This is a genomic window from Bacteroides sp. RTP21281st1_H5_RTP21281_210402 (genome assembly GCF_040918965.1).
GTDB lineage: Bacteria > Bacteroidota > Bacteroidia > Bacteroidales > Bacteroidaceae > Bacteroides > Bacteroides congonensis.
In genome coordinates this window covers 240,303-255,607 of the sequence record NZ_JBCOWR010000009.1, presented here as the reverse complement: position 1 = coordinate 255,607, position 15,305 = coordinate 240,303, and the positions used below count along the sequence as shown (strand labels likewise).

Annotated in this window: 10 protein-coding genes; 5 read left to right on the top strand and 5 right to left on the bottom strand. The window is 44.5% G+C overall.

Annotation, left to right across the window (positions count from 1 at the left end; all coding sequences use genetic code 11):
* The first annotated feature begins 10 nt into the window (after positions 1-10).
* From frr to AB5443_RS15095, 5 genes are all read left to right on the top strand, one after another.
* Positions 11-571 (top strand): ribosome recycling factor, encoded by a 561-nt coding sequence (gene frr, locus AB5443_RS15115; protein ID WP_044656385.1) that lies wholly within the window; start codon positions 11-13, stop codon positions 569-571.
* A gap of 73 nt (positions 572-644) precedes the next feature.
* Entirely contained in the window at positions 645-1,577 is a 933-nt protein-coding gene (gene rsgA, locus AB5443_RS15110; protein WP_073344799.1) for a ribosome small subunit-dependent GTPase A, read from the top strand.
* 121 nt (positions 1,578-1,698) lie between these two features.
* Entirely contained in the window at positions 1,699-2,784 is a 1,086-nt protein-coding gene (locus tag AB5443_RS15105; protein ID WP_022140357.1) for an efflux RND transporter periplasmic adaptor subunit, read from the top strand.
* Positions 2,785-2,796: 12 nt separating this feature from the next.
* On the top strand, positions 2,797-5,829 hold the full coding sequence (locus AB5443_RS15100) for an efflux RND transporter permease subunit (RefSeq protein ID WP_022140358.1): 3,033 nt from the start codon (positions 2,797-2,799) through the stop codon (positions 5,827-5,829).
* Positions 5,826-7,172 (top strand): TolC family protein, encoded by a 1,347-nt coding sequence (locus AB5443_RS15095; RefSeq protein WP_082073486.1) that lies wholly within the window; start codon positions 5,826-5,828, stop codon positions 7,170-7,172. The genes AB5443_RS15100 and AB5443_RS15095 overlap by 4 nt, the downstream gene beginning before the upstream one ends.
* A gap of 132 nt (positions 7,173-7,304) precedes the next feature.
* Here the strand turns inward: AB5443_RS15095 and AB5443_RS15090 are convergent, their stop codons facing one another.
* From AB5443_RS15090 to AB5443_RS15070, 5 genes are all read right to left on the bottom strand, one after another.
* On the bottom strand, positions 7,305-8,465 hold the full coding sequence (locus tag AB5443_RS15090; RefSeq protein WP_368113317.1) for an acyltransferase: 1,161 nt from the start codon (positions 8,463-8,465) through the stop codon (positions 7,305-7,307).
* Positions 8,466-8,580: 115 nt separating this feature from the next.
* Positions 8,581-10,218 (bottom strand): fumarate hydratase, encoded by a 1,638-nt coding sequence (locus tag AB5443_RS15085; RefSeq protein ID WP_022140361.1) that lies wholly within the window; start codon positions 10,216-10,218, stop codon positions 8,581-8,583.
* Between the two features lie 192 nt (positions 10,219-10,410).
* Positions 10,411-12,402, bottom strand: a complete 1,992-nt coding sequence (locus tag AB5443_RS15080) for a DUF4954 family protein (protein WP_277134343.1) — start codon at positions 12,400-12,402, stop codon at positions 10,411-10,413.
* Positions 12,403-12,460: 58 nt separating this feature from the next.
* Positions 12,461-13,717 (bottom strand): GTPase HflX, encoded by a 1,257-nt coding sequence (hflX, locus tag AB5443_RS15075; RefSeq protein ID WP_044655140.1) that lies wholly within the window; start codon positions 13,715-13,717, stop codon positions 12,461-12,463.
* Positions 13,718-13,850: 133 nt separating this feature from the next.
* Complete coding sequence (locus AB5443_RS15070; RefSeq protein ID WP_277134346.1) at positions 13,851-15,290, bottom strand: RagB/SusD family nutrient uptake outer membrane protein; 1,440 nt, start codon at positions 15,288-15,290, stop codon at positions 13,851-13,853.
* Between the last annotated feature and the right edge of the window lie 15 nt (positions 15,291-15,305).

Below are 15,305 nucleotides of genomic sequence, written 5' to 3'. Positions count from 1 at the left end.
ATCGAAAAATATGGTAGACGTAAAGACTTGCCTTGACAATGCACAAGAAAAAATGGATATGGCCATCATGTATCTGGAAGAAGCACTGGCACATATCCGCGCCGGAAAAGCGAGTACCCGACTGTTGGACGGTATCCGTGTAGACTCTTACGGAAGCATGGTTCCTATCAGCAATGTAGCAGCTGTGACCACTCCCGATGCACGCAGTATCACCATCAAACCCTGGGATAAAAGCATGTTCCGTGTCATCGAAAAAGCAATTATCGACTCCGACCTCGGCATTATGCCCGAAAACAATGGTGAAATAATCCGTATCGGTATCCCTCCTTTGACGGAAGAACGTCGTAAGCAATTGGCCAAACAATGCAAGGCCGAAGGTGAAACAGCTAAAGTCAGCGTACGCAACGCCCGCCGTGACGGTAATGACGCATTGAAAAAAGCTGTAAAAGACGGATTGGCAGAAGACGAGCAGAAGAATGCGGAAGCCAAACTGCAAAAAATCCATGATAAGTATATCAAACAGATTGATGATATGCTGGCTGAAAAGGACAAAGAAATCATGACTGTTTAAATTGAAAATTGAGACTATACTTTAATATTAAAAATCAAATAAGGTTTTGAGCGAAGTTCTCAATTCTCAATTTATGAAGGGATTAGTAATCAAAAACACAGGTAGCTGGTATCAGGTAAAGACCGATGACGGGCAATTTATCGAATGTAAGATCAAAGGTAATTTCCGGCTCAAAGGTATTCGCAGTACCAATCCGGTAGCGGTAGGCGACCGTGTTCAGATTATACTTAATCAGGAAGGCACTGCTTTCATCAACGAAATAGAAGATAGGAAGAACTACATTATCCGTCGTTCTTCCAATCTTTCTAAACAGTCCCACATCCTTGCTGCCAACCTCGACCAATGTATGTTGGTGGTAACCGTCAACTATCCCGAAACATCCACTATCTTCATCGACCGTTTTCTTGCATCGGCAGAAGCTTACCGGATTCCTGTCAAACTGGTATTCAACAAAGTAGATGCTTACAACGAAGACGAACTCCGCTATCTGGACGCACTCATTAATTTATATACACATATCGGTTACCCCTGTTTTAAGGTTTCCGCCAAGAACGGTGACGGTGTAAACGAAATAAAAAAAGACCTGGAAGGCAAAATCACACTATTTTCCGGCCATTCGGGAGTAGGAAAGTCCACACTCATCAACGCCATACTGCCGGGAATAGAAGCCAAGACCGGTGAGATTTCCTCTTATCACAACAAAGGAATGCATACCACTACTTTCTCCGAAATGTTTCCCGTAGACGGGGATGGATATATCATTGACACCCCGGGTATCAAAGGTTTCGGCACATTCGATATGGAAGAGGAAGAAATCGGACATTATTTTCCCGAAATATTCAAGATTTCCGCTGACTGCAAATACAATAACTGCACTCATCGCCACGAACCGGGATGCGCTGTACGCAAGGCGGTAGAAGAACATTTAATCAGTGAATCACGCTACACCTCTTATCTGAATATGCTGGAAGATAAAGAAGAAGGCAAGTATCGGTCTGCCTACTAATTCTCTTCCCGCCTTCGGCCGATTAACTTTTTTTACTACAATCCTTATTAAACCTTACCTGTTAGAAGATGTCTAATTTTCTAAAGATGTAATGTAAACATGCTATATACTATACTAAACCATGAATAAGAAAACTAAATGGGGCATCATTATTCTTGTTGGTGCCGGTATCATCGGTGGTGGAATCTACTCACAATTACCCAAAAAGAACGACGAACTAACCGCTGCCGACAAAGTAATGAGCGGTAATAAGAAAAAGGGAAGACAGATTCTGAATGTGAACGCCAAAGTCATAAAGCCACAATCCCTGACAGATGAATTTACGACTACGGGGGTACTTCTGCCTGACGAAGAAGTAGATTTGTCTTTCGAAACTTCCGGAAAGATTGTCGAAATCAATTTCGAGGAAGGAACATCGGTAAAGAAGGGCCAGTTGCTTGCCAAAGTAAACGACCGGCAGTTGCAGGCACAATTACAACGTCTTGTTTCACAATTGAAATTGGCAGAAGACCGTGTGTTCCGCCAAGACGCACTATTGAAACGGGATGCTGTCAGTAAGGAAGCCTACGAACAAGTCAAGACCGACCTGGCAACTCTTAATGCCGACATAGAAATCATTAAGGCTAATATCGAATTGACCGAGCTTCGTGCTCCGTTTGACGGCGTTATCGGGCTTCGCCAAGTCAGTATCGGTACCTACGCCTCTCCTACTACGGTTGTTGCCAAACTGACAAAAATCTCTCCCCTCAAAGTTGAATTTTCCGTGCCGGAACGTTATGCCAAACAGATTAGAAAAGGGACTAACTTAAACTTTAACGTTGAAGGCAATCTGGATGCGTTCGGTGCACAGGTGTATGCTGTCGAATCAGCTATCGACCCTAATCTGCACCAGTTTACCGCCCGTGCACTCTATCCGAATGTCAACCATATCCTGCTCCCCGGCCGCTATGCAAGCGTATTGATAAAAAAAGACGAGATAGAGAATGCAATCGCCATCCCTACGGAAGCGATTGTGCCGGAAATGGGTAAAGACAAAGTCTACTTGTACAAATCAGGAAAAGCCGAACCGGTGGAAATCACTACCGGAATCCGCACCGCATCCGAAGTACAGGTGACAAGAGGATTGCACATGGGGGACACCATTATCACCTCAGGAACATTGCAACTCCGCACCGGACTTGCCGTGACACTTGACAAAATTGACTAATACCAGTGCCCTATGAATATATCTGAATTAAGCATACGCCGACCGGTATTAGCCACCGTACTGACAATCATTATCCTGCTTTTCGGATTTATCGGATACAACTACCTGGGTGTCCGTGAATATCCGTCAGTGGATAATCCGATTATTTCCGTCAGTTGTTCCTATCCGGGAGCCAATGCCGACGTTATCGAAAACCAGATTACGGAACCGTTGGAACAGAATATCAATGGTATTCCCGGTATCCGTTCTCTGTCCAGTGTCAGCCAACAAGGACAGAGCCGTATTACAGTAGAGTTTGAATTGTCCGTCGATTTGGAAACGGCGGCAAATGACGTACGCGACAAGGTTTCACGCGCACAACGTTACCTGCCCCGTGACTGTGACCCGCCTACCGTGTCGAAAGCAGACGCGGACGCTATGCCTATCCTGATGGTAGCTCTGCAAAGCGACAAACGCACCCTGTTGGAATTAAGTGAAATCGCGGATTTGACGGTTAAGGAACAATTACAGACCATCTCTGATGTAAGTAGCGTATCCATTTGGGGAGAAAAGCGTTACTCCATGCGTCTCTGGCTTGACCCGGCAAAAATGGCCGGCTATGGTATCAGTCCTATCGACGTGAAAAATGCAGTGGATAATGAGAATGTCGAGCTCCCGTCAGGTAGTATCGAAGGAAATACTACCGAGTTGACAATCCGTACCTTAGGATTGATGCACACTGCAGACGAGTTTAACGACTTGATTATCAAGGAAGAGAACAACCGCATCGTGCGTTTCAGTGACATCGGACGTGCCGAACTGGGGCCTGCCGACATCAAAAGTTACATGAAAATGAACGGTGTGCCGATGGTAGGTGTCGTAGTTATTCCACAGCCGGGAGCCAACCATATTGAGATTGCGGACGCTGTATATCAACGTATGGAACAGATGAAGAAAGACTTGCCGGAAGATGTGCACTACAACTACGGTTTTGATAATACCAAGTTTATCCGTGCATCCATCAACGAGGTAAAGTCTACCGTGTATGAAGCTTTCGTACTCGTTATTATCATCATTTTCTTGTTCTTGCGCGACTGGCGTGTGACACTGGTACCATGTATCGTGATTCCTGTCTCCCTCATCGGTGCATTCTTCGTCATGTATCTGGCAGGTTTCTCTATCAATGTACTATCCATGCTTGCCATCGTGCTATCCGTGGGATTGGTAGTAGATGATGCCATCGTTATGACGGAGAATATCTATATCCGTATCGAAAAGGGAATGAGTCCGAAAGAGGCGGGTATCGAAGGAGCCAAAGAAATCTTCTTCGCCGTCATCTCAACGACTATCACCCTGGTTGCCGTATTCTTCCCCATCGTCTTTATGGACGGTATGACGGGACGTCTGTTCCGGGAGTTCAGCATTGTAATCTCCGGTTCGGTCATCATCTCTTCATTTGCCGCATTGACTTTCACGCCGATGCTGGCGACCAAACTGCTTATCAAACGGGAAAAACAAGGTTGGTTTTACTCAAAGACCGAACCATTCTTTGAAGGTATGAACCGCCTGTACAGCCGTTCACTTGCCGCTTTCCTGAATAAACGATGGATTGCGCTTCCATTCACTTTCATCACGATTTGCCTGATTGGTATCCTGTGGAATGCGGTTCCTTCCGAAATGGCACCTTTGGAAGACCGTTCGCAAATCACTATCAATACGAGAGGCGCAGAGGGTGTCACTTATGAATATATACGTGATTACACCGAAGACATCAATCAGCTTGTCGACTCCATCCTGCCGGATGCGGAAGCGGTTACCGCCCGTGTGTCCAGTGGTAGTGGAAACGTGCGTATCACGCTGAAGGACATGAAAGACCGTAACTATACACAGATGGATGTTGCCGAAAAAATATCGAAAGCGGTACAGAAGAAGACGATGGCGCGTTCGTTCGTGCAACAGCAATCTTCCTTCGGCGGACGTCGTGGAAGTATGCCTGTCCAGTATGTACTTCAAGCTACCAACTTGGAAAAGTTGGAAGAGGTACTGCCTAAATTCATGGCGAAAGTGTACGAAAACCCGGTCTTCCAGATGGCGGACGTTGACTTGAAGTTCAGCAAGCCGGAAGCCCGTATCCAGATTAACCGCGACAAGGCGAGTATCATGGGGGTAAGTACAAAGAACATCGCCCAGACCTTGCAATACGGATTGAGCGGTCAGCGCATGGGATATTTCTATATGAACGGAAAGCAGTACGAAATCCTCGGTGAAATCAACCGTCAGCAAAGAAATAAACCGGCCGACTTGAAAGCGATTTATGTGCGTAGCAGCAATGGTGACATGATTCAATTGGATAACCTGATTGAACTGGAAAGTGGTATTGCTCCGCCTAAACTATACCGTTATAATCGTTTTGTATCAGCCACTATCTCAGCAGGACTGGCGGATGGAAAAACAATCGGACAAGGACTGGATGAAATGGATAAGATAGCCAAGGAAACATTGGATGATACGTTCCGTACCGCCTTGTCGGGCGACTCCAAGGAATATCGCGAAAGTTCTTCCAGTTTGATGTTTGCCTTTATCCTGGCTATTCTTCTGATTTACTTGATTCTGGCTGCGCAGTTCGAGAGTTTCAAAGACCCGTTGATTATCATGCTGACAGTGCCGCTGGCTATTGCCGGAGCATTAGTATTTATGTATTTCGGAGATATTACAATGAATATTTTCAGCCAGATCGGTATCATTATGCTTATCGGGCTGGTGGCCAAGAATGGTATCCTGATTGTGGAATTCGCCAATCAGAAACAGGAAGCCGGAGAAGACAAGATGAGCGCAATCAAGGATTCAGCTTTGCAACGTCTCCGCCCGATTCTGATGACAAGTGCTTCTACGGTTCTGGGACTTATCCCACTGGCTTTTGCCACCGGAGAAGGTGCCAATCAGCGTATCGCCATGGGTACGGCAGTAGTAGGTGGCATGGTAGTTTCTACTTTGCTCACCATGTACATTGTACCGGCTATTTACAGTTATATTTCAACTAACCGAGTCAAAAAGATAACCGAATGAAACAGAAAGGAATTTGCATGAAACGCATCACATATATAGTTACCGCATGTGCCTTCTTATCAGTTTCTACTGCGAAGGCGCAACAAGTACTCACCTTAAAAGAGTGCCTGGAAGAAGGATTGCAGAACAATTACTCTTTACGTATCGTCCATAACGAAGAGCAAATCAGCAAGAACAACGCGACATTGGGAAACGCAGGCTATCTGCCGACGCTGGACTTTTCTGCCGGATATACCGGCAATCTGGATAATATTGAAAGTAAAGCCCGTGAAACCGGAGAGATAACGAAAACCAATGGAGTATATGACCAGACAGTCAATGTCGGACTCAACCTCAACTGGACTATCTTTGACGGATTCAATATCAGTACGACTTACAAGCAGTTGAAAGAATTGGAGCGACAGGGAGAAACCAACACCCGTATCGCTATCGAGGACTTTATTGCCGACCTGACATCGGAGTACTACAACTTTATTCAGCAGAAGATTCGCCTAAAAAACTTCCATTATGCAATGTCTCTCTCCAAAGAGCGCTTGCGTATCGCAGAAGCAAGCCACCTTGTCGGTAAGTTCTCAGGACTGGATTATCAGCAGGCAAAGGTGGACTTCAATGCAGATAGCGCCCAATACATAAAACAACAGGAATTGCTGCACTCTTCACGCATCCAGTTGAATGAATTGATGGCTAATAATAATGTCAATCAAGTTATTATCATCAAAGATTCCACCATTGACGTACACAGCAACCTGAAGTTCGAAGATTTATGGAATGCTACATTGACAACAAATGCGTCTTTACTAAAAGCTGACCAGAATACGACATTGGCACAACTGGATTATAAAAAGATAAACTCACGCAACTATCCCTATCTCAAATTGAATACCGGATACGGATATACCTTTAATAAATATGACGTTAACGCCACAAGCAGAAGAGGCAATTTAGGTTTCAATGCTGGAGTAACTATCGGATTTAATATATTCGATGGAAACCGCCGCCGCGAAAAGCGGAACGCGACTCTTGCCTTTAAGAACCGGCGCTTGGAACGACAGAACCTTGAGTTGGCACTCCGCTCCGACCTCAGTAATTTATGGCAGGCATACCGCAACAATCTCCAGTTATTGAATCTGGAACGACAGAATCTTATAACTGCCAAAGACAACCATGATATTGCCATGGATCGTTATATTCAGGGAGATTTATCCGGCTTTGAAGTACGCGAAGCACAAAAGAGTTTATTAGATGCGGAAGAACGTATCCTCTCCGCAGAATATAATACCAAACTTTGTGAGATTTCGTTATTGCAGATTAGCGGAAAGATTACAAAGTATCTGGAAGAATAGAAAAGACATAAGAACAAAAGAACATATACTCCACGTTCCATATTTTAAGAATATCAGTATCGGAAGAAATATGTTCTTTTGTTCTTATGTCCTCAAAAAAGCCTTTGGACTTTTATCCCATTATGCATTTTGTTATCCCATTATGTATTTTGCAGGTTTACCAATGCGGTTCACCCAATGTACTATCAACCAGGAAGCAGCAAACGCAACTATTGCGGCAATCGGAATCTGCAAAGGAATAGGTACATTAAGAGCCCTCATTAATACCACAGACGGACCGGTAAAGAAATAATGTATCATATAGACTCCGAAACCACACACGGTCAAATCTGCTAATGCTTTCCGTATTCTCTCCGAACGGACATTGACTTTTTTAGCCAACAGAAATACAGGAATGGTCATCATAACCACATTTAGAGAGCAGTAAGTAAAGAAAAGCTCCAACATTTCATCAGTACAATCCGGCAAAGCCGTCATATGACGGAAACCGAAGAACGTCACAACATAACCAACTGCAAACATCGGAATACCGATTAACAATGTTTTCTTTAAACTCCAGTCGAGGTCTTTCAGATAATGCCCTAATAATAAATATCCGTTGAATCCGGCAAATGCATACAACATTCCGAAAGAATTCCATGAGCAAGAGCCCCACAGGTAAGGAGAAACGAACTGATAATAATAAGGCAGAAGCAAGGTCACGCCCCAAGCCAGCAGAAACATCAGTTTAGCACGCTGCGAAGCCTTTTCCACCCATGCCGAGAATATGGGCAAATAAAGATAAAGCCCGATAAGCAGATAAATATACCACATATGCACTGCCAATACTGAGAAGTTGAAAGGAATTGCCAGGATATACTGCACAGCCACCGAAAAGGATTGCTGCATCACTTCCTCGCCGGCATAAGGAAAGAAATCAAGAATAACCTTAGGCTCCAACCCCAATACGCCCGTTATCCAAGGAAAAAGATTGTAGATAACAGACCAGATTAAGAACGGATACAGGACACGGGTAATACGTTTCTTATAAAAAGTGGAAGCATCCCCCCGGACAGGTAAAAGCAATGCACCCGTTATCATCACAAACAAGGGTACACAGGGACGGAGAACAGATCCATAGATAGCTCCCCATAACTTGATTTCCCCGATATTGGGAGCAGTGCCCGGATAAAAATTAAAAGGATCGGTGCAATGGCAGCAAACAACTGTAAACATTGCGATAAGGCGTACAACATCCAGCCATACAATATGCTGGTTCTTCTGATTAGTCAGTTCAATTGTCGATGGTTTCATAATAGTAATTAGTAGTAAGCAGAAAGGAAAAGTTAGTAAAAAAGGGATACCCATACGGAAAATTGACAGGTATCCCTTAAATAAATAGTTTTATATAAATGAACTTATTGTCTGTTTATTTAGTGCAATTCCAGGGTTTCAACTGTTTGAAGAAGTCGTTGCCCTTATCATCTACCAGGATGAATGCAGGGAAGTTTTCTACTTCAATCTTCCAGATAGCTTCCATACCCAGTTCCGGATATTCCACACATTCAATGCTCTTGATGTTATTCTGAGCAAGAATAGCAGCCGGACCGCCGATAGAACCCAAATAGAAACCACCATATTTCTTGCAGGCATCCGTTACCTGCTGACTGCGGTTACCTTTTGCCAGCATAACCATGCTGCCGCCATGACTTTGGAATAACTCTACATAGGAATCCATACGTCCTGCTGTAGTCGGACCCATTGAGCCGCAAGCCATGCCTTCCGGTGTTTTTGCCGGACCTGCATAGTAAATAGGATGATCTTTGACATATTGCGGCAGGTCTTCACCACGATCCAGACGTTCTTTCAGTTTGGCGTGTGCGATGTCACGACCTACGATAATCGTTCCATTCAGTGACAGACGGGTCGATACCGGATATTTAGTCAATTCTTTCAGGATTTCAGCCATCGGACGGTTCAGGTCGATCTTTACAACATCGCCTTCGCCTGCCTTACGCAGTTCCACCGGAATAAGTTCTCCCGGATTTGAATCCAGTTTCTCAATCCAGATACCTTCCTTGTTGATTTTACATTTGATGTTACGGTCGGCAGAGCAGGATACGCCCAGACCTACCGGACAAGAGGCGCCGTGACGAGGCAGACGGATTATACGGACATCGTGAGCCAGATATTTACCGCCGAATTGCGCACCAAGACCAATCTTGTGAGCTTCAGCCAATACTTCTTTTTCCAGTTCGACATCACGGAATGCACGACCGTATTCGTTTCCTGTTGTCGGCAGGTTATCATAGAAATGAGTAGAAGCCAGCTTCACTGTCAACAGATTCTTTTCAGCAGAAGTACCACCGATAACGAAAGCGATATGATAGGGAGGACAAGCGGCTGTTCCCAGAGTTTTCATTTTCTCAACGAGGAATGGAACCAATGTACCCGGATTCAGGATAGCTTTCGTTTCCTGATACAGATAAGTTTTGTTGGCAGAACCACCGCCTTTCGTTACGCAAAGGAACTCATATTCCATGCCTTCGGTAGCTTCGATATCAATCTGTGCGGGAAGGTTGCATTTTGTATTTACCTCATCATACATATTCAGAGGCGCATTCTGAGAGTAACGCAGGTTCTCTTCAGTATATGTCTTATAGACACCCAGCGAGAGAGCTTCTTCGTCAGAATAACCGGTCCATACCTGCTGGCCTTTCTCACCGTGGATGATGGCAGTACCCGTATCCTGACAGAAAGGAAGTATCCCCTTTGAAGCAACTTCCGCATTACGCAAGAAAGTCAATGCCACATACTTGTCGTTTTCGCTGGCTTCGGGATCACTCAGAATCTTAGCAACTTGTTCGTTGTGCGAACGGCGGAGCATGAATGATACATCACGAAAAGCTGCGTTAGCCATCGCAGTCAAACCTTCTTTCTCAATTTTCAGGATAGGATTTCCTTCAAACTCGCTTACCGACACGTAGTCTTTTGTAAGCAGATAATACTCAGTTGTATCTTTCCCCTTTTCAAACATGGGCTGATACTTAAACGGAGGTGTTGCCATAAGTCTCTTATTTTATTACGTAATGTTAGTTAGTGTGGCAAAGGTAGTAATTAAGAATGAAGAATGGTGAATGAGGAATGAAGAATTAAGAATGAATAACGGAGAAATCCGGCGTTGAAACAAAAATGGCGGACAAGTTGTGCTTTAGTTGCACACCGCCCGCCGTCTATCGTTTCATAGGTTATGGTTTGCTTACTCTTGTATGCCTTCGATACGTTTAATCAGTTCATTTCCGAGAGCTGTTTTTTCTTCAATATGTTTCAACACAGCCGTCACGAATGTATTACTCTCGAAATCACCACGCACTTGTTCAAAGTCCTGCTTCATCTCGTCGTGAGAGCCATCGGCACCGAATCCGGTCATGGAAGACAGGGAGAATTCTTTCTTTGCATCTTCATATACCATCTTATCCAGTCCTACAACAGCTTCCTGCCAGGATTTTACGATACGGATCACATCTTGCGCCGTAATAGTCTCCGGATTCAAGCCATAAAATTCCTGAATCTTATTGTAAGCCCACGTCCATTCGTAGGTGTAATAGTTCTCGTGCATTTCTGCAAAACAGGCATTGATTGACTTCAAACGATTGATGGTACCATTCTCAATGCCATCCAGCAGACGGTCTATCTCGCTTTTGGGAGCAATCAGCCCGGACACGTCCACCCATTCACCGATTCCGATTTCCGTATCCGGTTTCAGACGTTGGCGGATTTCTTCATTACTTTGGAAGTTGATACCTTCCAACCGCTTGATGATTGAGTTGCCCAGGAATTTATGAATAGCTATTTCATAAAAGCGGATACCGTTATTCAAAGAAGAGTTTTTGATTTTGGCACTTTGATAAGAATAGATTTCGGATGTCACACCGGATACCCGTCTCAATTCTTTCAGGATAGAACGCCCTTTGAACATCTTCTGAATGGTATAGGGACTCAAAAGGTTGTAATTGATATAATCCAGCCGGTTCGGATCTTGCCGCTTGTCACGTTTCGGCCATTTCTGGGCATCACGGATTGTACCGACACTTCTCAGATTAACGCCCGGAACCAGATAAGTCGTATTCCGTTGCTCTATCAGGTAAGAGAAAGGAAGATTGGATGTATCTGCATGATTGACATGGCGTCCCATCACGAGAGAGAAAGCTCCGACACGTGCCGGCCACAGGATGTATGAATCGGAAGTCGTTTTCGCTCCCCTTTCCATCGTCCCCTGGTGAATCGGACCCAGCTTATACATATGGTTACTTTGATTAGACCCTGAGCCTGCATTCATAAACGAGAACATACCGGCAATCAGCAAAGTCGATTTGTGATGTGTCACGGTGAAAGGACCCGCGAAAATGGCGCAAGCTTCTCCGTTCTCTCCCTGGCAGTTACTAAAGAACAAGGAATCGGAAGCGGAATAGTTATGCCCCAATTTACAAGACTGCCCGACGAAGCAACGGCTTAACATCGTGCCGTCATCCACTTGCGAACCGGAAGAGATTATAAAATCATCACAAATCACTCCGTGTCCGATATGTACGGGAGCCGTCACGTTACTATTCACACTACCGTTAGTCAGACGGCAGGTTCCGCAGATATGGCAATAATCGCCAATCCGGACATTCCTGATGGAGCCTGTATTGAGAATCATCACATGCTCACCAATACTGCCAACAGCAGATGCATGTTTGTTGGAATAATAATCCGCAATGGATTTCATGCGGCTGATCAGTTCGGGACGATGGCGGTACAGCGCAAGTATATACGCCTGATGTGCGGACAGTTTGTCATTAATCAAGACCTCACGTCCTCCGGTTTCATTAAGAACCGCCACTTCCACCCCATTACCGAAAGTAGTCAACCCATCCACCAGGATGATGTCTACATTTTCAATAAAGGTATCACTGCCAATCTCATAATTGGCAATGTAATTCTGGATATTCTCAATACAGCAGTTATCCCCTACCGTCACATTGTGCAGCGTCACATGACGCAATCCCGAATGTTTCTTAATACCGCCCCGCAGTGTGAATTCAGCTTCAAATACCCCTAGCTTCACTTCTCCCGAAAAACGGGTGTGATGGACATACTCACAATTAAATCCATCGGCTACCAGAACATTTCCCCAATCATCGGCCAGACACGACTGGCTCTTTAACTGAAGCACCTCATCTTCAGTCAATCTACGATAGTCTTTCATATAAATAAATATAGTAATGTGCCGCTTCCCCCAATCAGCAAAGCAGCACATTGATTAATTATTCTTCCTCTTCGTAGGTCTGATAAAGAAAATCGTTATAGGGATATTTCTGAACATGCAATTCTTTCACTCGTCGGTAAACTACATCTTTCAGTTCGTCCATATTGATTCGTTCGCGGGCGGAAATAAAAAGGCAGTTGTCTTCCATCTTTGCCATCCACGTCTTCATCAGTTCTTCGAGTGTCAAGTTTTCCTTAGTTCGGGGGGTAAGGTCGTCCGGCGCTTTCTCCACGTAGGTGTAGGCGTCTATTTTATTAAATACAAGTATCATGGGTTTGCCGGCACCGTCAATTTCGGCCAGCGTCTTGTTCACCACCTCAATCTGTTCTTCAAATCCGGGGTGTGAGATATCTACCACGTGCACTAACAAGTCCGCTTCGCGAACTTCATCCAGAGTAGATTTAAATGATTCAACCAAGTCGGTAGGCAACTTACGGATGAATCCTACCGTATCTGACAACAGGAACGGAAGATTCTCAATAATCACCTTACGTACGGTGGTATCCAATGTAGCGAACAGTTTGTTTTCCGCAAACACTTCGCTCTTTGCCAGCAGGTTCATTATGGTCGACTTACCGACATTGGTGTAACCAACCAGTGCGACACGTATCATACGTCCGCGGTTCTTACGCTGGGTAGCTTTTTGCTTGTCAATTTCCGCCAGGCGTTCTTTCAGCAATGACATACGGTTCAAGATGATACGGCGGTCCATTTCGAGCTGTGTTTCACCCGGACCACGGAGTCCCACTGAACCTTTACCGCCACCGGCACCTGAACCACCACCCTGTCGTTCCAAGTGAGTCCAGAGTCTTTGCAGACGTGGCAACATGTATTTGTACTGTGCCAGTTCCACCTGCGTCTTCGCGTTGGCAGTCTGGGCACGCATGGCAAATATATCGAGAATCAGCGAAGTACGGTCCAGTATCTTCACTTTCAGTTCGGCTTCTATATTACGAAGTTGTTTTGCGGAAAGCTCATCGTCAAAGATGACCATTCCCACTTCACGTTCTTCTTCCTCTTCGTTACGGATATATTGTCTGATTTCCTCCAGTTTTCCTTTTCCTACATAGGTCACCGAATGGGCTGTCGGCAACTTCTGTGTAAATCGTTTCACTACTTCCGCCCCAGCCGTCTCGGCAAGGAACGCCAGTTCGTCCAGATACTCGTTCGTCTTACGCTCATCCTGCGTCTGCGTGATGAGTCCGACAAGTACTGCTGTCTCTACTTTGGCTTCGGATATTACAAATTCTTTCATTCTTTACTCTTATATATAATAATGTGGGCGCAAATATAACAAAAAATATGGAGCTTGTGATTGAGTTCCTTCATTTTTCATCAATCACAAGCTCCATTCCTAAGGAGAAAACACTCCTCAACCCAATAAAGTTTTAGTTATATTCCGGATTCTGCAATATATTTGGATTAGCATCTATTTCTGCCTGGGGAATAGGCATCACAGTCCGATAATCACTCCATTTTACCGTTATCAAATCATTGCCATTCAAGAAATGTGAACCTCCTTGACGGGTGATTTCCGCTCCTTGACGCAATACATCATACAAACGATGTCCTTCCAATACCAATTCCTTACGACGTTCTTTAGCTATCAAATCTAATGTAGCGTCAATTTTTGTAACATTCGGATTGGCACGATGTCTAATCTGATACAGATATTCATCCGCTAAATCCTGGTCAGGTGACGCTTTCTTCAAAGCAGCCTCAGCGCCTATCAAATAAATATCCGACAAACGTAAAACACGGACATTATTAATTGTAACCGAACCACGTCCCGGATACTTGTTTATAGTACGCTCTGTCCCATTTTTATCAGCAACCAACAAACCGAGACGCACATCATCCGGATCTTCATTCAAAAGATCTACAAATGCTTTTGTAGCAACAACCGCTCCATATTCACTCGGACTGACAACTGCCCCCCATAATTCACGGTCACCGGAATAAGAAGTTGATGACAACGCTAAATCAAATATAGATTCATTATTTTCTTCCTGCCCCCATACCGTCAGATAATCAGCATTATCAATCAACGAATACGGACCATTCTCCACCACATCCTTAGCATATGAATAAGCAGCATCATAGTCACCTTTATATAGATTTACACGTGCCAGTAAAGCCTTCACACCCCATCTGTTAAAATGACCATAGTTTTTCTCCTCGCTAATCAATCCTAACGCATCCGACAAATCATCCAGCACAGCCTGATATCCCTCCGCTACCGTGGAACGGCTTGGAAGGTCAGTGGCAGTCAATACCGTTTTTACAACAGGCACTCCTAATGAAGCTCCATTATCTTTCAAGTATGGGGCGCCATAAGTGATAAGCAGATTAAAATGTGCTAACGCCCTAATAGCCAACGCTTCCCCTTTTGAGTTCTTTACAACATCGTTCATTGGCACTTCACCTTTATCAATGGCGTCCAAAAGTACATTCACCCGATTAATAACCGCATAGGGAGGATACCACAAATCTTGTGGAGCATTATTCTGACGGTATGTAAAACGGTAGTAATTCTCTGTACGGTCACCTACTTTATTTGTCTGAGTGTCATCACCTCCAACTTCAGCACGAGCCAGAAAATCCATTCCGTAATAATAATAAGTGACATCATCCGTTCTTGCGCTAATCAATCCGGCATACGCTCCGTTCAACGCAGTTTTTGTATCTTCAGGTGTACTTATAGCACCATCACTCACCAAAGAATTAGTAGGCAAAGTCGTCAGATAATCGCTGCAGGACGACAGCATAATCAAACCGGTAAAAAGGACTCCCCCTATTTTTTTATATATATTGATTGTTTTCATCATATTCTGTTTTTCTTA